This is a genomic window from Caballeronia eucalypticola (assembly GCF_047608185.1).
Classification (GTDB): domain Bacteria; phylum Pseudomonadota; class Gammaproteobacteria; order Burkholderiales; family Burkholderiaceae; genus Caballeronia.
Genome location: NZ_JBLKRU010000044.1, coordinates 25,372 through 45,518 on the forward strand (window position 1 = coordinate 25,372; position 20,147 = coordinate 45,518).

19 protein-coding genes are annotated in these 20,147 nt (G+C 59.0%); 8 read left to right on the forward strand and 11 right to left on the reverse strand.

Going from position 1 to position 20,147, the window contains the following annotated elements:
- Window positions 1-105 precede the first annotated feature (105 nt).
- The 5 genes from ACMX25_RS32680 (at window position 106) to ACMX25_RS32700 (ending at window position 5,507) form a co-directional block, all read left to right on the forward strand.
- Complete coding sequence (locus ACMX25_RS32680) at window positions 106-1,119, forward strand: ABC transporter substrate-binding protein (protein WP_299718975.1); 1,014 nt, start codon at window positions 106-108, stop codon at window positions 1,117-1,119.
- Window positions 1,120-1,286: 167 nt separating this feature from the next.
- Window positions 1,287-2,870: a sugar ABC transporter ATP-binding protein gene (locus ACMX25_RS32685; RefSeq protein ID WP_414954039.1), complete on the forward strand. Its 1,584-nt coding sequence runs from the start codon at window positions 1,287-1,289 to the stop codon at window positions 2,868-2,870.
- Window positions 2,867-3,853: an ABC transporter permease gene (locus ACMX25_RS32690; RefSeq protein WP_414954040.1), complete on the forward strand. Its 987-nt coding sequence runs from the start codon at window positions 2,867-2,869 to the stop codon at window positions 3,851-3,853. Before ACMX25_RS32685 ends, ACMX25_RS32690 begins: the two co-directional genes overlap by 4 nt.
- Window positions 3,854-3,865: 12 nt before the next feature.
- On the forward strand, window positions 3,866-4,822 hold the full coding sequence (locus tag ACMX25_RS32695; RefSeq protein WP_414954041.1) for an ABC transporter permease: 957 nt from the start codon (window positions 3,866-3,868) through the stop codon (window positions 4,820-4,822).
- A 79-nt stretch (window positions 4,823-4,901) separates the two neighbouring features.
- Window positions 4,902-5,507 (forward strand): alpha-ketoglutarate-dependent dioxygenase AlkB family protein, encoded by a 606-nt coding sequence (locus ACMX25_RS32700; protein ID WP_414954042.1) that lies wholly within the window; start codon window positions 4,902-4,904, stop codon window positions 5,505-5,507.
- A 6-nt stretch (window positions 5,508-5,513) separates the two neighbouring features.
- Here the strand turns inward: ACMX25_RS32700 and ACMX25_RS32705 are convergent, their stop codons facing one another.
- Window positions 5,514-5,885 carry a RidA family protein gene (locus tag ACMX25_RS32705; RefSeq protein ID WP_414954068.1) on the reverse strand — a complete coding sequence of 124 codons (372 nt, stop codon included), beginning with the start codon at window positions 5,883-5,885 and terminating at the stop codon, window positions 5,514-5,516.
- Window positions 5,886-6,098: 213 nt separating this feature from the next.
- Here ACMX25_RS32705 and ACMX25_RS32710 point away from each other — a divergent pair, with 213 nt between their 5' ends.
- A complete protein-coding gene (locus ACMX25_RS32710; RefSeq protein ID WP_414954043.1) occupies window positions 6,099-7,331 on the forward strand; it encodes a DUF2252 domain-containing protein in 1,233 nt (410 codons plus the stop codon).
- A 180-nt stretch (window positions 7,332-7,511) separates the two neighbouring features.
- On the opposite strand, the gene ACMX25_RS32715 is transcribed toward ACMX25_RS32710, so the two are convergent.
- The 7 genes from ACMX25_RS32715 to ACMX25_RS32745 form a co-directional block, all read right to left on the reverse strand.
- Window positions 7,512-7,727, reverse strand: a complete 216-nt coding sequence (locus ACMX25_RS32715; protein WP_414954044.1) for a hypothetical protein — start codon at window positions 7,725-7,727, stop codon at window positions 7,512-7,514.
- A 116-nt stretch (window positions 7,728-7,843) separates the two neighbouring features.
- Window positions 7,844-9,481, reverse strand: coding sequence for a gamma-glutamyltransferase (ggt, locus tag ACMX25_RS32720; protein ID WP_414954045.1), 1,638 nt, complete (start codon window positions 9,479-9,481; stop codon window positions 7,844-7,846).
- Between the two features lie 43 nt (window positions 9,482-9,524).
- Complete coding sequence (locus tag ACMX25_RS32725) at window positions 9,525-10,400, reverse strand: ABC transporter permease (RefSeq protein ID WP_414954046.1); 876 nt, start codon at window positions 10,398-10,400, stop codon at window positions 9,525-9,527.
- The gene (locus ACMX25_RS32730) at window positions 10,400-11,344 is read right to left on the reverse strand and encodes an ABC transporter permease (protein ID WP_414954047.1); all 945 of its coding nucleotides are present in this window, start codon (window positions 11,342-11,344) and stop codon (window positions 10,400-10,402) included. Before ACMX25_RS32730 ends, ACMX25_RS32725 begins: the two co-directional genes overlap by 1 nt.
- Window positions 11,345-11,350: 6 nt before the next feature.
- Window positions 11,351-12,862 carry an ABC transporter substrate-binding protein gene (locus ACMX25_RS32735; protein WP_414954048.1) on the reverse strand — a complete coding sequence of 504 codons (1,512 nt, stop codon included), beginning with the start codon at window positions 12,860-12,862 and terminating at the stop codon, window positions 11,351-11,353.
- A gap of 20 nt (window positions 12,863-12,882) precedes the next feature.
- A complete protein-coding gene (locus tag ACMX25_RS32740) occupies window positions 12,883-13,980 on the reverse strand; it encodes an ABC transporter ATP-binding protein (RefSeq protein WP_414954049.1) in 1,098 nt (365 codons plus the stop codon).
- Window positions 13,977-15,026 (reverse strand): ABC transporter ATP-binding protein, encoded by a 1,050-nt coding sequence (locus ACMX25_RS32745; RefSeq protein ID WP_414954069.1) that lies wholly within the window; start codon window positions 15,024-15,026, stop codon window positions 13,977-13,979. The genes ACMX25_RS32740 and ACMX25_RS32745 overlap by 4 nt, the downstream gene beginning before the upstream one ends.
- 171 nt (window positions 15,027-15,197) lie before the next feature.
- Here ACMX25_RS32745 and ACMX25_RS32750 point away from each other — a divergent pair, with 171 nt between their 5' ends.
- Together ACMX25_RS32750 and ACMX25_RS32755 are read left to right on the forward strand one after the other, a co-directional pair.
- On the forward strand, window positions 15,198-16,061 hold the full coding sequence (locus ACMX25_RS32750) for a LysR substrate-binding domain-containing protein (protein WP_414954050.1): 864 nt from the start codon (window positions 15,198-15,200) through the stop codon (window positions 16,059-16,061).
- 181 nt (window positions 16,062-16,242) lie between these two features.
- Window positions 16,243-16,518, forward strand: a complete 276-nt coding sequence (locus ACMX25_RS32755) for a hypothetical protein (RefSeq protein WP_414954051.1) — start codon at window positions 16,243-16,245, stop codon at window positions 16,516-16,518.
- A gap of 374 nt (window positions 16,519-16,892) precedes the next feature.
- On the opposite strand, the gene ACMX25_RS32760 is transcribed toward ACMX25_RS32755, so the two are convergent.
- The 3 genes from ACMX25_RS32760 to ACMX25_RS32770 all read right to left on the reverse strand — a co-directional run bounded on the left by ACMX25_RS32760 (window position 16,893) and on the right by ACMX25_RS32770 (window position 20,143).
- A complete protein-coding gene (locus tag ACMX25_RS32760; protein WP_414954052.1) occupies window positions 16,893-17,252 on the reverse strand; it encodes an L-rhamnose mutarotase in 360 nt (119 codons plus the stop codon).
- Window positions 17,253-17,255: 3 nt separating this feature from the next.
- Window positions 17,256-18,374, reverse strand: coding sequence for a mandelate racemase/muconate lactonizing enzyme family protein (locus tag ACMX25_RS32765; RefSeq protein WP_414954053.1), 1,119 nt, complete (start codon window positions 18,372-18,374; stop codon window positions 17,256-17,258).
- 917 nt (window positions 18,375-19,291) lie between these two features.
- Window positions 19,292-20,143 (reverse strand): carbohydrate ABC transporter permease, encoded by an 852-nt coding sequence (locus tag ACMX25_RS32770; protein WP_414954070.1) that lies wholly within the window; start codon window positions 20,141-20,143, stop codon window positions 19,292-19,294.
- Window positions 20,144-20,147: the final 4 nt, after the last annotated feature.

A 20,147-nucleotide genomic window follows, 5' to 3' on the forward strand; every position in this document is an offset into this window, starting at 1 on the left:
GGAATAATCATCGCACGCCGACTTATTGAGATAGAGCAAAAAGACGGAAAACTCAGCTGGACCGACGTACTTAAAAAAGCAGGACCATCCATACCGGAGGAAGACATGCTGTCGCTTGAAAACTTCAACAAACGCAAATTCCCGTTGCGCGTGCTGGCTTCATCAGTGCTCGCGCTGTCGATGGTGGCAGGCGTCAGCATTGCCCACGCCGACGACTCTCCGCTGCCCAAGCTCGCGACCAAGAAACCCTTGCGCGTCGGCTTCGCCCAGACCGAAAGCAACAACCCGTGGCGTCTCGCCGAAACCAAGAGCTTCAAGGACGTCGCGGCGAAATGCGGCTGGCAGATGGTCATGACCGACGCGAACAGCTCGGCATCGAAACAAGTCGCCGACATCCAAAGCATGATCGCGCAGCACGTCGACCTGATCGTGTTCCCGCCGCGTGAAGAAAAGCCGCTCGCGCCTATCGTGTTGCAAGCGAAGAAAGCCGGCATTCCGGTGATCCTGGTCGACCGCGACGTCGATCAATCGGTGGCGAAAGCGGGTAAGGACTACATCACGTTCATCGGCTCGGACTTTATCAACCAGGGACAACGTGCGGCTGACTGGCTGGTTAAATCGACCGGCGGCAAGGCCAAGATCATCGAATTGGAAGGCTCCACGGGCGCGTCCGCTGCGAACGATCGCAAGAAGGGTTTTGACGATGTGATCGCAAAGAATCCGGGCATGCAGATCATCGCGTCGCAAAGCGGTGACTTTGCGCGTGACAAGGGTCGCCAGGTCATGGAAACGCTGCTTCAGGCGCATCCCGACGTGACCGCCGTTTATGCACACAATGACGAAATGGCGCTCGGCGCAATTGCCGCTATCAAGGCAGCCGGGAAGCAGCCAGGCAAGGACATCACCCTTGTGACGATCGACGGGACGAAGGGCGGCATGGACGCCATCGCTGCCGGCGAACTCGGCGCGAGCGTGCAGTCGAGCCCGTTCTTCGGGCCGCTCGCTTGCGACGTGGCGCAGAAGTTCGCGAAGGGTGAAACCGTTCCGCCGTGGGTGAAAGTCTCCGACCGCTTCTACGATAAGAGCAACGTTAAAGAGAGCATGCAGTACGGTTATTGAGCGGATGCGTTCATTGAACGTTGAAGCGAACGTACCAAGCTTGAGCTAATGAGCAACGAAGGTGTTCGAAGCGGCGCGCCCCGTCTTTCGCGGGCCGTCGCTTCTTTTGTATCCGGCGGACGGAACGCATTCAGTGCGTAACACCAGCCGCCAGGGAGAAGCACTAGATGAACACGCTAAATTCCGGAACGCCCCTGCTAGAGATGCAGGACATCGACATCAGCTTTGGCGGTGTCGCCGCGTTGCGGCACGCGCGGCTCTCGGTGTCGGCGGGAGAAGTGCATGCGCTGATTGGGCAGAACGGCGCGGGTAAATCGACACTGATCAAGATCCTGACGGGCGCATACCGGCGCACGTCGGGCACGATTCGTTTCGATGGCCGCGAAGCCGATTTCCGCAGCCCGAAAGAAGCACGTGAAGCGGGTATCAGCACGATCTATCAGGAGATCAATCTCGTCCCGTTCCGCTCGATTGCCGAGAACATTTTTCTCGGCCGCGAGCCGCGCCGGTTTGGGATGATCGACTGGAAGACGATTCATCGGCGCGCGCAGGAACTACTCGATTCGTTCGGATTACAGATCGATGTCAGCAAGCCCGTGCGCGAGTTTTCAACCGCGATTCAGCAGATGGTGGCGTTGGCGCGGGCGGTATCGTCGGACGCGAAGATGGTCATCATGGACGAGTCCACCTCGTCGCTCGATGAACGCGAAGTGGAGTTGCTGTTCACCGTCGTGCGTCGCTTGAGAGACGATGGCCGCGCGGTGATTTTCGTTTCGCATCGGCTGGATGAACTGTACGCGCTGTGCGATCGCGTCACGGTCATGCGCGACGGGCAGACGGTCACGGAAAGCCCGATGGCCTCGCTCGACAAGCTGCAGCTCGTCACCACCATGCTCGGCCGCACGCTTGCCGCCGTCGTGCAGGAGGACAGCGCGGTCAAGGAAGCGAACCTCGCCAAGCGCGGGTCGACGGCGATCAGTGCGACGAACCTTGGCGCGGGGTTGAAGGTGTCGGACGTATCGCTCGATGTCCACTCTGGCGAAGCCGTCGGTCTTGCCGGGCTGCTCGGCTCGGGCCGCACGGAAACCATGCGGTTGATGTTCGGCGCGGATTCGACCGAGCGTGGGTCGCTTTCCATCGATGGCAAGACGGTCACGCTGAAGTCGCCGCAAGACGCCATTGCGCGCGGCATTGCGTATCTCACCGAGGACCGCAAGGGCGAAGGCATTGTGCCGGAGCTTTCCGTGCGCGATAACCTCACGCTCGTGTGCCTGCGTACGCTGACCAAACGCGGCGTGGTCGATGTCGCGAAGCAACGCGAGATCGTGGACCGGTTTGTCGAATCGTTGGGGATCAAGCTGCGTTCGCCCGACCAGCCGATACGCGAACTCTCGGGCGGTAATCAGCAGAAGGTTTTGCTCGCGCGCTGGCTGGCGACGAGCCCGACGTTGTTGCTTCTCGATGAACCCACAAGAGGGATCGATGTCGGCGCTAAAGCCGATGTCGCCAAGATCATCCGCGAACTCCGCGACTCGGGATTAGCCGTGTTGCTGTCGGCGTCCGAACTGGAAGAACTCACCGCGGTGGCCGATCGCGCTGTCGTGATCCGCGACGGCAAGACCGTCGCCGAACTCGACGGTGCGCGCATGAGCGAAGCATCGATCATGGATGCGATTGCGTACGGCTCGGGTGAAGAATCCTCGCTGGCGGAAGCGGTCGATTCGGTCGATGCCAAAGAAGGTCAGTCATGAATCAGAAAACTCAACCGGCGACCGCTGCGCCAATCGCACAGGCGGCGCAGAAGAAAAAACATCGAATCACGATTCAGCGCGAAATCGCCGTGCTGCTCGCGATGATCGTCTTCAACCTCCTGTTCACCCAGCACTTCTGGTCGTTGCAGACGTTCAACGTCAACCTGACGCAAGTGGTGACGATCGTGATCGTCGGCATTGGGATGACGCTGGTCGTGGCGACGGGCGGTATCGATTTATCGGTGGGCGCGTCGATGGCGATTGCCGGTTCGCTCGCGCCGATGATCTTCATGAACGTGGCCGGACCCTTCGGCATTGCGCTGGCGTTTGTGTTGCCCGTGCTGGCCGCCGCGCTCTGCGGTGTGTTCAACGGCTTCCTCGTTACAAGGCTTGCTGTGCAACCGATTGTCGCGACGCTGGTGCTGTTCATCGCGGGGCGCGGCATTGCGCAAGTGTTCACCGACGGCAGCCTGCAAGCTTTCGATAACCCCGCGTTCCAGTGGATCGCATTGGGCCGCGTAGCGGGCGTGCCGGCGCAAGTGTTCCTGATGCTCGCGCTCGTGGCGTTGTTCGCCTGGATCGTGCGCAAGACCTTGTTCGGGCAGTACTTGCTCGTGACGGGCGGCAACGAACAGGCTGCGTATCTGAGCGGCATTCCGACGGCGCGCGTGAAGATGATCGCGTACACCTTGTGCGCGGCGCTGGCAGGATTGGCGGGGTTGATTTCGATCTCGGTTAATTCGTCGTCGGACGCCAACGTGATCGGCCTCGGCTCCGAGCTCGATGCCATTGCCGCGGTCGCCGTGGGCGGCACGGCATTGACGGGCGGCAGGGCGTACATCGTGGGCACGCTGATAGGCGCGCTCATTATCCAGTTGCTGCGATACACGTTGCTCGCACACGGCATTCCCGATGCCGCCGCGCTCGTGGTCAAGGCCGGCATCATCATTGTCGCGGTGTATGTCCAGCGGCGTCAGCGATAGGAAGACATCGACATGAGAAAGAACCTTCCCATTCTGTTGGCGTTAGCGGCGCTACTGCTGCTCGGTGTGCTTCGATACGACCACTTTGCATCGGCCTACAACATCAATTCTTTCTGGCGATACAACTCGATGTTCGCGTTGATATCGGTGGGCATGGCGTTTGTGATCATCACGGGAGGGATAGACCTGTCCGTGGGAACGGTGGCGGCGCTGGCGAGCGTGGTGGCCGCGCTGGCGAGCCCGCATGGCGGTCTGGTCGCGGTACTCGCGGGCGCGGGCGCGGGGCTCGCTATCGGCGTGTTGAACGGCCTCGTCATCACGCATATGCGGATCTTGCCGTTTATCGTCACGTTGGCGACGAGCCTGGGGGCGCATGGCTTGGCGTTGTTGTTGGGACATAACGATGCTGTATCGATTGCACCCACCTCCAGTTTCGGCAACTTTGGACAAGGCGATGTTTTGGGTCTGCCGATCCCGGGAATCGTGGCGGCGGTGGCGGCCGTTTTGGGCTGGCTGGCATTGCGAAGCACACGCTTCGGGCGACATGCGCTGGCTATCGGCGGCAGTGAAGAGGCATCGCGTTTGATGGGCTTGAACGTGGACCGGACGCTGGTCATGGTCTATGCGTTGAGCGGTTTGCTGGCCGGCATAGCGGGCGCGATTTTGGCGGCGCAGTTTGGTGCAGGGCAGCCGAATGAAGGCGTGGGCTGGGAGTTGTTCGCGATATCGGCGGTGGTGCTGGGCGGGACGTTATTGACGGGCGGACAAGGATCGATCGCGATGACGATTGCTGGCGTCGCGCTGCTGGGTTTGGTGTTCAACCTCTTGAACTTCGAGAATGGATTGGGATTTATCAGCCTCTCGGCGTACTGGCAATCGGTGATTCGCGGCGTGTTCCTGCTGCTGGTGATCGTGCTGCAAGCGCGCGTGCTGAAGAAGCGGGTGACGGTGACGAAGCTGGCGCGTTGAAAGAGTGCGCAAGTTTCGGGAAAAGGAATCTGCTAAGTTGTAGATATCGACAGATACCCGCTTAGCAGACCCACCCGCCATGTTCGACCTCTTCGACGACATCCCCAAGCCTGACATCGACTGGCTGCCTGATTGGCTGGACGCAGCCACTGCGTCCGACACGCTAGCCACCTTGCTCGATGAAATCACCTGGCAGCAGGACTCGATGAACACGCCCGCGGGCAAGATCCCCTTCCCGCGTTTGACGGGGTGGCAGGGTGATCCCGGCGCGGTGTATGTGTACTCCGGCATCCGCAACGTCCCGAAACCGTGGACGCCAACGGTTTTATTGTTGAAAACGAAAGCCGAAGCCGCCGCTCAAACTGCGTTCAACAGTGTGTTGATCAACCGCTACCGCACAGGCATGGACAGCATGGGCTGGCACGCCGACAAGGAGCGCGAACTTGGGCCGCAACCGGTCATTGCGTCGGTGAGTCTGGGCACGACGCGGACCTTTGACTTCCGGCATACGAAGACCCGGCAAACACATACGCTTCAACTCACGCACGGCAGCCTGCTCATCATGCGGGGGCGCACTCAACTCGACTGGACGCACAGGGTGCCGAAAGAACCCGGGGCGCGCGGTGAGCGCATCAACCTGACGTTCCGATACGTCGACTCATCGGCAGCGCCCAAGCGCCCGTAGATCGACTCAACGCTTGGCGACGAAATCAATCTCGACGAGCGCATCGCGCGCCAATCCCGTCACGCCGATACACGTCCTCGCCGGCAACGGCTTAGGCAGAAAGTAGGCCTTATAAACATCGTTCATCGCGGCGTAATCGCGTTTGAATTCGGTCAGGAAAATCCTCACGCTGACCACGTTATCGAGCGATAGTCCAATCCCCTCCAGCACGAGAATCAGGTTATCCATCACGCGCCGCGTTTGCGCCTTAACGCCTTCGGGCAAGGGCTTAGCGTCATCGGCGGGATCGGTCGGCATTTGGCCGGTGAGGAACACCCAGCCGTCCGCTTCGGCCGCGTGAGAGAAAGGACCGACCGGGGTGGGCGCAGTATCGACCATGGAAAATATGGGCAACGTCATTGTGTCTCCTTCGAAAGATCAGGCCGATACCGTACCGGATCAAAAATCCAGCCGCCGCGCCCGATGATCACAACGCTCCATCAGATTGCGGCACTATCAGCACCAGCGACAAGCGTCGCCTAATAAACCTTCAATTGCATTACATTGCGACGGCATGCGCTTTGCTCCAGTTGAGCACCACAGGACGATCCCATGCCCAAGAAAAAGAAATTCAAGCTTCCCCGCCCCAATGATCGTCAAGCGCTCCTGTTCGAGCGCCGCAACATGAAAATGGCCGAATCCGCGCATGCCTACGTGCGTGGAAGTACAACCAAGTTCTATGAATGGCTCGACGGCATTGAAGGTCACACGCTCCCCGAAGGCCCGGCTATCTGGATCTGCGGAGATTGCCACACCGGCAATCTCGGACCTATCGCCAACGCCGACGGCCGCGTGGAAATCCAGATCCGCGATCTCGACCAGACCGTAATCGGCAATCCGGCGCACGACATCATCCGGCTGGGGTTATCGCTGGCGACGGCCGCGCGCGGCTCGGACCTGCCCGGCGTGACGACAGCACGCATGATGGAAGCTGTCGTGCAAGGCTACGAGCATGCGTTCGATCGTTCCAGTCACCGCTCCGTCAGAGATACGAAACCCGAAGAGGTGCGGGTGATGATGAAAGAAGCGGTCCGACGCACGTGGCAGCAACTGGCGATCGAACGCATTGAAGACATTGAGCCGAGCATTCCTCTCGGCAAGCGTTTCTGGCCGCTAGATAAAACCGAGCGCATTGCAATAGACACGTTGTTCCGGCGGCGCGAGATTGCGGATATAGCAACCGCTTTGCGCAAGGATGCCGACGAAGAAAACGTCACCGTGATCGATGCTGCGTACTGGGTGAAGGGCTGCAGCTCGCTCGGCCGCTTGCGATATGCGGTGTTGCTGGATATCGACGGCGGCGCGGTAGAAGGCGACGATCTTTGCCTGATCGATATCAAGGAAGGCGTGAAGGCCGCGGCCCCGCGTTACACGGCTGCAGATGTGACCAAGCGCATGCCGCGCGATAACGCCGAACGCATCGTGGAAGGCGCGCGGCATCTGACGCCGTGGCTGGGTGAACGGATGCGCTCGGCGCGGTTGAACGACCGGTCGGTGGTGATCCGCGAGTTGTTGCCGCAGGACATGAAACTGACGGTCGAGCAATTAACGCAGGAAGAAGCGATCAAGGCGGCGAGCTATCTCGCGATGGTTGTTGGCAAAGCGCACGCGCGGCAGATGGATGCGGCGCAGCGGCGCGCGTGGTTATCGGAGTTGCGTCGCGCGAAATCGAAATCGCTGGATGCGCCGTCGTGGTTGTGGAAAAGCATCGTGGAGTTGGTTAGCAGTCACGAGGCGGGCTATCTCGAACATTGCCGTCGATATGCGCTGGGGTCGGCGTCGTAACGGAACCTGCGTTCATCGACCAACTAAAAAGAAGGCCCGTTCCAACCAACGTTGGAACGGGCCTTCTTCGTACAGACTGACTTGATGCCTGGTTTGGCGATCTCCTGAACAGCCCGTCAACACTCAATAACCATAGCCGCGGCGTTCACGCCAATGATTCTCGCGCCATTGCTCATGGCGCTATTCGCGGCGATGCCATTCGCGTTCGCGCCATCCTTCGTCGCGATAACCGCCGTATCCGTACCCTACGACAACAGGCGGCGCAACATACACCGGCTGGGGCGCGTAATAACCCGGTACACCGATCCCCACGTCGACATTAACGTGAGCGGACGCTGCCGCCGACACCATCAATACACTCAAGCCCAGTACCGCACCCAGGATCTTCTTGTTCATTGCGTCTCTCCGCGCACTCGATGTGCAAACGTGTGGTTTACGTAATCGAGTGTAGGGAGAACAGTCAGATACAAGTGCTACCGGAATACGATAAAGGTAACTGGACGTATCTCGGTTTAAAACCCCGCCGCCAGCCCATCCCTACGGCTATCGCTAGCCGCCACATACCCGCGCTCGGGATCGTTACGATCCAGCTTCCAGATGTACTGCCCCGACCCGAAGTCCATATACGGATCATCGACGGATTTAATCGTGTGGCCCATCGCCTCAAGCGCCTTGACCGTTTCGCGATCCAACGTCGATTCCACATCGATGGTGAAATCGCGATTCACTTTCCAGCGTGGTGCGTCGCAAGCAGCTTGCGGTTGTTGCCCGTAATCAAGCAAACGCACGATGGATTGCAGATGGCCTTGCGGTTGCATGTCGCCGCCCATCACGCCGAAGCTCATCACCGCTTCCTGTGTGCCGTTCACGTCCTGCGTGAGGAACGCCGGAATGATGGTATGGAACGGCCGCTTGCCGCCTTCCACCACGTTCGCCGACTTGGGATCCATCGAGAAACCGAACCCGCGGTTCTGCATCGCGATACCCGTATCCGGCACAACCACGCCTGAGCCAAATCCCATGTAGTTCGACTGGATGAAACTCACCATCATGCCGCGCTCGTCCGCCACGGACATATAGATCGTCCCGCCCGCCGGCGGCATGCCAAAGTCGAAGTGCTTCGCCTTGTTCGGATCAATCAGCTTGGCGCGTTCGGTGAGATACGCATCGTCGAGCATCTGCTCCGGGGTGACGTCCATGGAACGGGGATCGGCGACGTACTGATAGACATCGGCGAAAGCGAGCTTCATGGCTTCGATCTGCAAATGCTGCGACTCGATCTTGTCGATGGTCAGCGACTTCACATCGAATTTATCGAGGATGCCAAGTGCGATCAGCGCGGCAATGCCCTGCCCGTTCGGCGGAATCTCATGGACCGTATGACCGCGATAATCCTTCGATATCGGTTCGACCCAGTCAGCCTTGTAGTTACGCAGATCAGCAGCGGTCATCGCGCCGCCACCCTGCTTTGAAAACGCCGCGATCTTCTCCGCGATCTCGCCTTCGTAGTACGCACGCGGTCCGTGCTCGGCAAGTATGCGCAAGGTCTTTGCATGACCGGGATAACGCATCAACTCACTGATCTCCGGCGCGCGGCCGCGTGGCATGAAGGTATCGGCGAAACCGGGCTGGTCTTTCAATTCGGGAATGGCCGCAGCCCATTTATACGCAACGATGCTCGCCACCGCGTGACCGCGCTCGGCAATTTCAATGGCCGGTTCCATCAGGTCGCCGAACGGCAACGAGCCGAACTTCGCGTGCAACGCTTCCCATCCCGCGATGACGCCGGGCACGGTGACCGCATCCCAGCCGCGCTTGGGCTGGTTCGCCAAGCCGTTTTGCTCGCCGTATTTGTTCTTGAAGTAATCGACATTCCACGCCGCCGGCGATACCCCCGACGCGTTCAAACCATGCAACTTCGCGCCGTCCCACACGAGTGCGAACGCATCGCCGCCAAGGCCGCACGAGACGGGCTCGACCAGCGTGATGGCTGCTGCCGCCGCGATAGCTGCATCGACGGCGTTGCCGCCCTTCCACAACATCCGCAAGCCGGCTTGCGCGGCGAGCGGATGCGATGTGGAAACAATATTGCGCGCAAACACGGGCAAGCGCGGCGTGGGATAGGGGTTCTGCCAGTTGAAGCGGGTCATGAGAAACTCGTCTCTTATGTGATGAAAGTTGTTGGGGCACAAATCAAAGCTCGCGCGGATCGAGCGCGTCGCGCAGTCCATCGCCGAGGAGATTGAAGCCGAGCACAGCCAGGAAGATGGCAATGCCCGGGAAGATCGACATCCACGGCGCCTGACTGACGAAATCCTTCGCAGTATTTAGCATCGATCCCCACGATGGCGCGGGCGGCAATTGCCCAAGGCCGAGGAACGACAAGCTGGCTTCCGCGATGATCGCCATCGCAACCGTGAGGCTCGCCTGCACGATGATCGGCGGCAGCACGTTGGGAAAAATATAACGGACGATAATGCGAAAGTGCCCAAGCCCGATAGCGCGTGCACCTTCCACATAATCCTCGGCTTTGACGCTGATCGCCTGACCGCGCGTGAGACGCACGAAGCGCGGCATGGCTGAGACGCCGATAGCGATCATCGCGTTGGTGAGGCTCGGACCGAGGAACGCAGCAAGTGCAATGGCGAGGATCAGGAACGGGATGGACAGCAACGCGTCGGTGAAGCGCGAGATCACGCCATCGACGAGCTTGCCGAAGTAGCCCGCGAGCAAACCAAGCGGAACGCCAATCACCACCGCGATTCCCACCGAGACAACGCCCGCCAGCAGCGAAGCGCGTGCGCCCCACAGCAAGCGCGTGAGCACATCGCGGCCGAGTTCATCGGTTCCAAACCAATGACTCGCCGATGGCGCTTGCCGCACCGTCATGAAGCTCGCCTGAATGGGATCGTAGGGCGAGAGCCACGGCGCGAATAGGGCGACCAGGATCACCAGCAGCACGATCACCGCGCCCGCCACCGCCGCGCGGTTGCGCATGAAGCGACCCAATGCGCGATTGCGTTTGTGCGGTAGCGCTGCTGTTTCCAAAGTTTCAACAATAGTCGCCATCAGCTTTTCCTCAGGCGCGGATTGAGCAGGACGTATAAGACATCGGCGAAAAGATTCACCACGATAAACCCTACCGCCGTGACCAGCACGACACCTTGAACGACGGCGTAATCGCGATTAAAAACCGCGTCGACGACCAGCTTGCCAAAGCCTGGAATAGTGAACACTTGCTCGGTCAGCACCGCGCCCGCAAGCAATTCGCCGAACAACAAAGCGAGCACCGTGACGATCGGAATCAGCGCGTTGCGAAAGCCATGTTTGACCACGACCGTGCCGCGTAGCAACCCTTTAGCGCGCGCCGTTCGAATGTAGTCGCTGCGCAGAACGCTCAGCATCGCGCTACGCGTATGCCGCATCAACTGCGCGCCGAGCGCCGCGCCAAGCACAAACGCGGGCATCAACATGGTCTTGATGCTCAGCCAGAAGTCCTCGGTCGGCGACACGTACCCGGACGATGGCAACAACTGCCATTTCACCGACACCAAAAAGATGAGGATGATCCCGAGCCAGAAATTGGGTATCGACATGCCGGTGAGCGCGAGGATATTCGCGCCATAGTCCAGCGCTTTGCCCTTGTTCGCCGCCGATAAAACCCCCAGCGGCACGCCAATGCCAATCGCGAAGATCATCGCCATCACGGCCAGTTGCAACGTCACCGGCAACTTCTGCGCGATGAGTTTGGTCACCGGCACATCGGTTCTGAGCGATGCGCCCAAATCGCCGTGCAGAATGTCCTTCACCCACAGCGCGTACTGCACGGGCACGGGTTCATCGAGGTGATACTTCAGCCGTAGCGTTGCTATGACTTGCGGGTTCTGGTCTTCACCGGCCATCGCCAGAACCGGATCGCCGGGCAGCATTTTTTGCAGGCCGAAGATCATCATCGACACGAGGATGAGTGTCGGGATGGCGACAAGCGCGCGGTTGGCGATGATTCGCAACATGAACGGTTATCCCTTGATGCTCACGCCACGCAGACGGATCAGCCCGTCAGGATAGGGCGTGAAACCCTGCACTTTCTTCGACAACGCATAAGGCCAAGGTTGCGCGTAGAGATAGATGATCGGGTCTTCGTCGGCGAGCAACTTCTGCGCGGCATCGTAGATAGGCTTGCGCTCGGCGACGGTCGGTTTAACGCGTGCGTCGTCGAGGAGTTTGTCCACGTCCGGATTGCAATAGCGCCCGTAGTTCAGGTTGCCCTTGCAGGTCACGAACTGATGCAGGTTGCCGTCCGGATCCGTGCGGCCCGACCAGCCGAGATACAGCAATTCGAAGTCGCCTTTCGTCGATGCATTCAGCGCGGCGGCATAGTCAGTCGGACGCAGCTTCAGGTTGATGCCGGCTTCCGACAGCATGGCTTGCAGCATCTGCGCCATCTGGTTCGAAACCGTGTTGTTGCCGAAGGTCAGCTCCACATTCAGCTGCTCGAAACCCGCCGCCTTGAGCAACGCTTTTGCCTTCGGAATATCGCGCTTGGTCGTCTTGATCGATGCGTCGAAGTACGGGCTGTTCGATGGTATCGCCTGGTTGATCGGCGAGAAAATCCCGCCGCCGATCACCTGGTTGATCGCGTCGCGATCGATGGCAAGTTCGAACGCCTGGCGCACGCGTTTGTCCTTGAACGCCTTCGGCGCACGCGCTCCATTCGAGACGTTGAACGTGAGGTCATAGAAGCCCAAACCGCTCATCGAAATGAAGTTGAGATTCTTGTCGCTTTTCACCGAAGCCACATCGGAAGGCGCGAGGCGTTCCAGCATGTCGAGCGAACCCGAGCGCAGGTTCGCGAGGCGCACCGTGCTGTCAGGAATCGGCTGGAAAATCACTTTCTGGATCGGGTATTTATCGGCGTCCCAGTAACCCGCGAATTTCTGCAGCACCACGCGGTCGTTCTGCACGCGCTCGACAAACTTGTACGGACCCGAGCACACAGGATGCGTGGAAACGCCCGCGTCATCGGTGAGCGTTTTCGGCGCGAGCATCATGCCGGCGCGATCGGTAAGCGTGGCGAGCAACGCGGCATCGGGCGCTTTCAACACGATCGCGACGGTGAACTCATCGACTACATCCACGTGATCGATGGAAGCCAGCTCGCTCTTGCGATTGCTCGCCGGCATGGAACGCGCGCGGTCGAGATTTGCCTTCACGGCGGCGGCGTTGAACGGCTCGTCGTCGTGGAATTTCACGCCGTGGCGCAGCTTGAATGTGAGCGTTTTGTTGTCTGCGCTCATGCTCCACGAGGTCGCGAGCATGGGCACGATCTTCAGGTCCGGGCCAATATCGACCAGCGAATTGCAGAGCGAACTGAACACGATGCGATCGACCACCTGACTGCTGCGCGCCGGATCAAGCGTGCCAATGTCGTCTTGCAAACCGATGCGGATCGTAGAGTTCGACTGAGCCATCACAACGCTAGTGCCTGAAAAACCCGCGGCGAGCGCCGCGGCCAACAAAATCTTTCGCATCTGGACTTCCCCGTGTACGTTTAGTTCGATTGTTCTTGCGCAGCGCCGTCGACCGTAGCCTGACGTTGTCGATACACCGCCAGACGCTCGGTAAGCTTCGGGCTGACGATGGAAACAAGAGGCGCGCCGCCACCCGCGTTTTGGATCTCACGCCAGAAATGACACGCAACCCGGTGGCCGTTTGCGAGCGTTTCGCTGACCGGTTGTTCGTCGGCGCAACGTGAGCGCGCATGCGGACATCGCGGATGAAAACGGCATCCTGAAGGCGGTGCGGTGGGGCTCGGAAGATCGCCGGTCAATGAAGGTTTGCTGCGGCGCTGACGCGGACTGCTCGCCGGGATCGCTTGCAATAACGCTTGCGTATAGGGGTGAAGCGGTTGATCGAACAGATCGTTCACATCCGCCATTTCCACGATCTCGCCGAGATACATCACCGCCACGCGATCGCTCATATGGCGGATCACCGCGAGGTCGTGCGCGATCATGATCAGCGTCAGGCCAAGCTTCTGCTTCAGCGACTCAAGCAAGTTGATGACTTGAGCTTGAACGGAGACATCGAGTGCGGAGACGGGTTCATCGCCGACGATCAGCTTGGGTTCACCCGCCAGCGCTCGCGCAATGCCAATGCGCTGCCGCTGCCCGCCCGAAAACTCGTGCGGATAACGTTCGGCGTAACCGGGTTGCAATCCAACCGTATGCAGCAAGTCCGACACGCGTTGCCGAAGTTCCGCGCCTTTCGCGAGACCATGTAGCGCGATCGGTTCACCAATGATCTGCCCGACCGTCATGCCCGGATTCAACGACGCGAACGGATCCTGGAAGATGATCTGCATCTCGCGACGCAGACGGCGCATGGGCTCGGTGCCCAGATGCGTGATGTCCTTACCTTCGTAGATCACCCGGCCTTCGGTGCTATCGATAAGACGCAGCAACAGGCGTCCGAGCGTCGACTTGCCGCAACCCGATTCCCCGACGATCGCAAACGTCTCGCCCTTCTGCACGGAAAACGAAACGCCGTTCACTGCGTAGACCGTCGGCGTACGCGTGAACAAATTGTGGGTCCCGCCGAAGTGCTTGGTCAGGTCCCTGGCTTCAATAATGGGAGCGTTGAAGTTCATGCCACGGCCCCGCTAAGCGCGTGCTCGACCGGCGCGACCCAGCACGCGACTCGATGCGTTCCATCCAGCTGTTTATCGGGAGGCACCGCATCAATGCACCGTTGCTCCACGAACGGACAACGCGGCGCAAACCTGCAACCTTTAGGCATGTGTTCCGGCGACGGCACGGAACCGCGAATGGTCGCGAGCGCGCCTTCGCGTTTTCCCACCGATGGAATCGCGCCCATCAAGCCGATGGTGTACGGGTGCTGCGGGTCGTCGAAGATTTCATCTACCGAGCCATATTCCACGATCCGTCCCGCATACATCACCGCGACGTAATCGGCGACTTCAGCCACTACGCCGAGGTCGTGCGTGATCAACACCATCGCCGTGCCGGTTTCGGCCTGCAGGCTGCGCACCAGCAATAAAACCTGCGCCTGGATGGTGACATCGAGTGCGGTCGTGGGTTCATCGGCGATCACCAGCTGCGGGCGATTCGCCAGCGCCATCGCGATCATCACGCGCTGGCGCATGCCGCCGGACAGCTCGTGCGGATACGCGTCAAGCCGCGTTTCCGGCGCGGGAATGCGCACGAGGCGCAGCATGTCCAGCGCTTCCTTGCGCGCCGCCGCGCCGCTCAAACCGCGATGCCGCTGCACGCATTCCGCTATTTGATGCCCGACGGTGAACGCGGGATTCAGCGAGGTCATCGGCTCCTGGAAGATCATCGACATCCGGTTGCCGCGGATATCAGCGAGTTCGCGTTCGCTCAGCTTCAAGAGATCGCGGCCGTCGAACATCGCTTTCCCCGCGACAATATTCGCCGGCGGACTGGGCAGCAAACCCATCATCGCCAGCGATGTCACGCTTTTTCCGCACCCCGATTCCCCGACGATGCACAGCGTCTCGCCCGCGTTCACGGAGAACGAGACGTCCTCGACGAGATTCGGAACATGTGCGGCGCGCGAGAATTTCAGCGAGAAACCGCTGACTTCGAGTACGGGATGCCGGGCAGGCGGATTGACCTGAGCGGGGAGATCAGGCTGGTGATCGGGCTGGTTCAGTGGCAGCTTGCTTAACGTCGACAAATTCAATACTCCGCTGCGGGGCATTACACATTACATGCGGCCAACATTTTCGATGAAGTAATTATGTCGGCCCAAATGCATCAGGAAATATTAAACTTTCTTTTCGATACTTAATTTTTTCTTGAATGAGTTTCACTCGAATAAGCCATGGCGACAATCCGAATGCTGAAGACATTCCGCGCGGTTGCGCGGACGGGCTCGTTTGCCGCTGCCGCCGATAAGGTCGCGCTGACGCAAGCCGCGGTCAGCTTGCAGATGCGTGGGCTGGAGCAAGCGCTGGGGCGGCAACTGTTTGACCGCAGCGCGCGGCAGATCACGCTGAACCGGCAGGGGCACGAGATCCGTCCGAAGGTCGAGCAGATATTGGATCTGCTTGATGAGCTGGAAGCTACGCCTGCTGGATCCATGCAGGGGCCGGTCGCGATTGGAGCCGTTGTGTCTGTGATTCAGGCGCTGTCGCTAGGGGTTGCGCAGCTGAAAACTGCCCACCCTGGGCTCGACGTGAGGTTGTTGTCCGCGCGTTCGGACGAGCTCACGGCCATGGTGGAGCAAGGCGAGGTGGACATTGCGGCCGTCGTGGCGCGTCCCGACCAGACCTTGCCGGACACCTTGAAGTGGACGCCGCTCTACACGGAGCCGTTGATGTTGATCGTAAGCCGCGAGATCACCGATACCGACCCGCGCCGGATTCTGGCATCGCATGGATTCTTGCGTTTCGACCGCCGCGTGCGCACCGGCGTGGTCGTCGATCAGGCACTGACCACGCTCGGACTGGAGGTGATCGAGTATCTGGAGCTGAATTCCATCGAAACGATTTTGGCGCTGGTGAGGAAGAACGTTGGCGTAACCGTGCTGCCGCAACTGCATAGGGCCGGATGGCAGACGGACCCGTCGTTGCGTCTGATTTCGATCGCGCAGCCGCCCATTCTGCGCACGGTGGGGATGGTCGAGAGGGCTTCCTACGGGCGCAGCGCCATCACGGCGGCGATTATCGAGACACTCCACGACTAGATTTATGCGCGCTCGGCGGCCCGCAGATCCCCATCTCATTATTGGCAAATTGCGAAAAGTCTATTGCATACTATCGATACAATAAATTGATAGTAAGGGTATACACTGAATTTCATCGACGCAGTGAGCAGAAAAACTAAGCCACTGCGCCCCTTAAAACTCATGCAAATCGGAGCACATCATGAACAAGAATCTTATCGCCGCATTGTTGGTCGCCACTTCCGCAGCCTTGGCTGCCCCCGCATTTGCGAGCAGCGGCTACGGCCCGGCACCGTCGTACAACCCGAGCGTTGGCGCACCGGCATCGCAACGCGGCCAAAGCGCACAAACGGTTGCAGCTGAACAAGCGCAAGCTAACGCGAATGCAACGTCGTACGGTGGCGTGCAAGACACGCAATCGCAATCAGGCAGCCGCGTTAACCTGAGCCAGGAAAAGTCGCTGTACTCGCATAACTGATTTGATAGCAAAGCTGTACGGAAAACCCTCACGAGGGGTTGACGTGCCAAAGCTGTAGCCCGGAAGAACGCAAGTTTTTCCGGGCTTCAGCTTTTTTCGATCTGCAAGAGGGAGACGATCAAGTCTCGATCAGGATGCGCTCAGCGCGGCTTAATCTTCTCTTAAGTCTGGGTCTTTAACATGCATCTCATTGATCCCCCTGTAGTACCCCTCTTCAGGCCGCTTTGCGGCCTTCTTTTTTAGGTACGACCGATGAAGACCCTTTGGCGTTTGTGCGCGGTAGCGGTATGCCTGGTCGGCGGTGTCGGTATTGCGGTATGGCTGTTTTCCTTGATCGTTCGAATTGTCTGACCTGCATCACGCGGCAGACCTTTTCATCCGCCCTTCATTTGCGTCCGCATGTTGAATGCAAGTTTCATCGGTTGCCACTCAACGCTCGTTGCACCCGGCAGCGGACGCTGAAAGCTTGCCATCAACGCATTCCACTCCGTCACGCGCGGATGAGCGTCAACTCCAGCGACGAGTTTATCGAAGCTGAAATCAGGCTCCGTTTCAATCAGCATCACCAGGCGCGTTTCGCGCCGCCAGATCGTCATGTCGATGATGCCTGACGCTCGCAGCGCATCCAGCACTTCAGGCCACACCGCCTCGTGATAACGATCGTATTGAGCGATGACCGCAGGGTCATCGCGGAGATCGAGCGACAGGCAATGGCGCATCACATTCGTGCTCATGGCTTAAGCCGCCGCGCGGGCGTTGATAGAACCATGCGTGCGCTGCGTCGCATTAATCGCATCCCAATCCCAGTCGATACCGATCCCCGGTTCCATCGGCGCAACTGCGTAACCCTGCTCGATCTGAACCTGCTTGCCGGTCAACGCGTCCAGTTGCGGAATGTATTCGAGCCATGTTGCGTTCGGGACGGCCGCGCACAAACTCACGTGCAGTTCCATCAAAAAGTGCGGACAGATGGACACATTCATGGTTTCAGCCAGATGCGCCACTTTCAACCACGGCGTGATTCCGCCTACGCGCGCGACATCGGCTTGCACGATCGAGCAGGCATCTGCCTTCAGATACTCGGCGAATTGCGCCGGGTGATACATCGACTCTCCCACCGCGATGGGCACCGGCGTCGCTGCGCAAAGCCGCTTATGCGCCGCGATATTTTCAGCGGGCATCGGCTCTTCGAGCCACGCGAGTTGCAACGGTTCGAACGCATGCGCGCGGCGGATGGCTTCGGATAACGTGAAGCCCTGATTCGCGTCGACCATGATCTCGAAGTCATCGCCCATGGCGTTGCGAACAGCGGTGAGTCGACGCGTGTCTTCGGCCAGATGCGGGCGGCCGACCTTGATCTTTGCGCCGTGAAAACCGGCATTGCGCGCTTGCAAGGTTTGATCGACGAGTTCTGCCTCCGATAGATGCAACCAGCCGCCTTCGGTGGAATACGTGCGTGTGCGCGGTTTCGATCCGCCGGCCGCTATCCACAACGGCAGATTCGCTACGCGCGTGTTGCGGTCCCATAGGGCGGTATCGATTGCAGCGAGCGCGAGGCTCGTTATTGCGCCGACGGCGGTTGCGTGCGTGTGGAAAAACAGGTCGCGCCAAATGGCCTCGTACTCGGCGGGATCACGGCCGATCAGCAGCGGCGCCAGGTGATCGTGGAGCAATGCGACGATGGACGAACCGCCGGTGCCGATGGTGTAGGTGTAGCCAGTGCCCGCGCTACCGTCGCTGCATTTGAGCGTGACCAGGATGGTCTCCTGCACTACGAAGGATTGGATCGCGTCAGTGCGTTTGACTTTGGGTTGGAGGTCGACTTGGCGGATGTCGACGGTCTCGATTGTGGTCATTGGGGTTCCTTTTTTGATGCTGTTGCGGAATTTTTTTTGGTTGTACGGTGGTCGAGGGGGCGGTTGGGCTGTTAGGTTTTGGGGTTAGCGGTCTGAGTCAATGCCGGGTTGCACGGGTTCTGCGTTAGCGGTCGGAGTCAATGCCGGGTTGCTGCTTTCCAGGTCTTCGCGGGTTTAGTGTTAGCTGATTTCTTTTGCACTATTAGCCACTGCGCGTGGCGGCGCGTCATTTCCCGGTCCTTAGCGACAAAGAAACGAAGCAAAGAAAGCGCTTTCACCGCTCTACCCTAAGTGTCCGCAGCGTGCAGTTTTCATTCATTGGTACCCCAAAAGCACGGTGCTCGCCAGAGCCACGGATGTGTGAACCCCTCTTTCTCCGAACACGGATACCCCACGCTTCGCCACCAGTGAGTGAACCTGCCCGAAGAGCACCCCGCGCTACCCGCGGAGAACCGATCACCAAATTAGTATGCATACCGAACAATACTACCAACGCTCCTCCAAACGAGACCACCGAAACGCGTGAGGCCGTGCGGGTTGCATGGCAATGGTGCTTGCCCGAGAGCGTACGGGGCGAAGCGTGTTAATGTCAGGATTCGCGAGAAAGAGGGGTTCAAACATTCTTCGCTCTTGCGAGCACCGTGCTTTTGGGGCACCCATGAATAGAAACTGCACGCTGTGGACACTTAGGGTAGAGCGGTGAAAGCGTTTTCTTTGCTTCGTTTCTTTGTCGCTTTGGACAAAGAAATGACGCGCTGCCACGCGCAGTGGCTAATAGTGATAAAGAGAACATCCAACACTAAACGCGCGAAGACCCTGGAAAGCAGCAACCCGGCATTGACCCCAAACCACTAACCTACGACCTACGAACCAACCGCCCAAAAACCTTGAACAGAGTGCGAACGAAAACCCCTCATTCATCCCTTCACCCCACCCAACGTCAACCCTGCGATCAAATGCTTCTGCACAATAAACGTCAGCACGATCGCGGGAATAATAATAATCACGGCCATCGCGCACATCCCGGCCCAGTCGACTGAAAACTGCGCAGTAAAATCCATCAACCCCACCGGCAATGTCTTTGTATCGGGGCTCCTGCACAACTGCGTCGCAAGCGCGAACTCATTCCAGCTAGTAAGAAACGCAAAGATCCCTGCCGACGCAATCCCACTTTTTGCCAACGGCAATTCAATACGCCAAAACGCTTGCCAGCGATTACACCCATCAATCTGCGCCGCTTGCGACAACTCGATAGGCACCTCGCGAAAAAAACCATCGATAAGCCACACAGTGAACGGCACATTCATTGCGAGATAAACGAGGATCACGCCAATGCGCGTATCAAGCAGCCCAGTCCACGCCCACAACATAAAGATAGGTAACGACAAAGCAATGCCAGGAATTGCACGCGTCAACATCAGCGCCACGAACATGACCTTCTTGTGCCTGAACTCGAAGCGCGCGAACGCATAACCGCCAAGCACACCAACAGCCAACGCGGCAACCGTGCTCACACAAGAAATAATCAGCGAGTTCAAAAAATACTGACTGATCGGCAACGACGCCATTTGCCCATAACCAAACATGCTCTTGAAGTTATCGAGCGTGTAACTCGCACCAACAAGCGGCGATTGATTCGACAAAATCGCCACGTTCGATCGAAACGCATTAAGAACGACCCACAGACCCGGCAAGCAGATGATTGCCATCACGATGAACACGCCAAACCACATCGCCGACTTGCGCACGAATGCGCCCTTGATTGCCATATCG

Coding starts and splice junctions, on each gene's coding strand:
- ACMX25_RS32680 (WP_299718975.1), top strand. CDS start 106: ATGCTGTCGCTTGAAAACTTCAACAAACGCAAATTCCCGTTGCGCGTG.
- ACMX25_RS32685 (WP_414954039.1), top strand. CDS start 1,287: ATGAACACGCTAAATTCCGGAACGCCCCTGCTAGAGATGCAGGACATC.
- ACMX25_RS32690 (WP_414954040.1), top strand. CDS start 2,867: ATGAATCAGAAAACTCAACCGGCGACCGCTGCGCCAATCGCACAGGCG.
- ACMX25_RS32695 (WP_414954041.1), top strand. CDS start 3,866: ATGAGAAAGAACCTTCCCATTCTGTTGGCGTTAGCGGCGCTACTGCTG.
- ACMX25_RS32700 (WP_414954042.1), top strand. CDS start 4,902: ATGTTCGACCTCTTCGACGACATCCCCAAGCCTGACATCGACTGGCTG.
- ACMX25_RS32705 (WP_414954068.1), bottom strand. CDS start 5,885: ATGGTCGATACTGCGCCCACCCCGGTCGGTCCTTTCTCTCACGCGGCC.
- ACMX25_RS32710 (WP_414954043.1), top strand. CDS start 6,099: ATGCCCAAGAAAAAGAAATTCAAGCTTCCCCGCCCCAATGATCGTCAA.
- ACMX25_RS32715 (WP_414954044.1), bottom strand. CDS start 7,727: ATGAACAAGAAGATCCTGGGTGCGGTACTGGGCTTGAGTGTATTGATG.
- ggt (WP_414954045.1), bottom strand. CDS start 9,481: ATGACCCGCTTCAACTGGCAGAACCCCTATCCCACGCCGCGCTTGCCC.
- ACMX25_RS32725 (WP_414954046.1), bottom strand. CDS start 10,400: ATGGCGACTATTGTTGAAACTTTGGAAACAGCAGCGCTACCGCACAAA.
- ACMX25_RS32730 (WP_414954047.1), bottom strand. CDS start 11,344: ATGTTGCGAATCATCGCCAACCGCGCGCTTGTCGCCATCCCGACACTC.
- ACMX25_RS32735 (WP_414954048.1), bottom strand. CDS start 12,862: ATGCGAAAGATTTTGTTGGCCGCGGCGCTCGCCGCGGGTTTTTCAGGC.
- ACMX25_RS32740 (WP_414954049.1), bottom strand. CDS start 13,980: ATGAACTTCAACGCTCCCATTATTGAAGCCAGGGACCTGACCAAGCAC.
- ACMX25_RS32750 (WP_414954050.1), top strand. CDS start 15,198: ATGGCGACAATCCGAATGCTGAAGACATTCCGCGCGGTTGCGCGGACG.
- ACMX25_RS32755 (WP_414954051.1), top strand. CDS start 16,243: ATGAACAAGAATCTTATCGCCGCATTGTTGGTCGCCACTTCCGCAGCC.
- ACMX25_RS32760 (WP_414954052.1), bottom strand. CDS start 17,252: ATGAGCACGAATGTGATGCGCCATTGCCTGTCGCTCGATCTCCGCGAT.
- ACMX25_RS32765 (WP_414954053.1), bottom strand. CDS start 18,374: ATGACCACAATCGAGACCGTCGACATCCGCCAAGTCGACCTCCAACCC.
- ACMX25_RS32770 (WP_414954070.1), bottom strand. CDS start 20,143: ATGGCAATCAAGGGCGCATTCGTGCGCAAGTCGGCGATGTGGTTTGGC.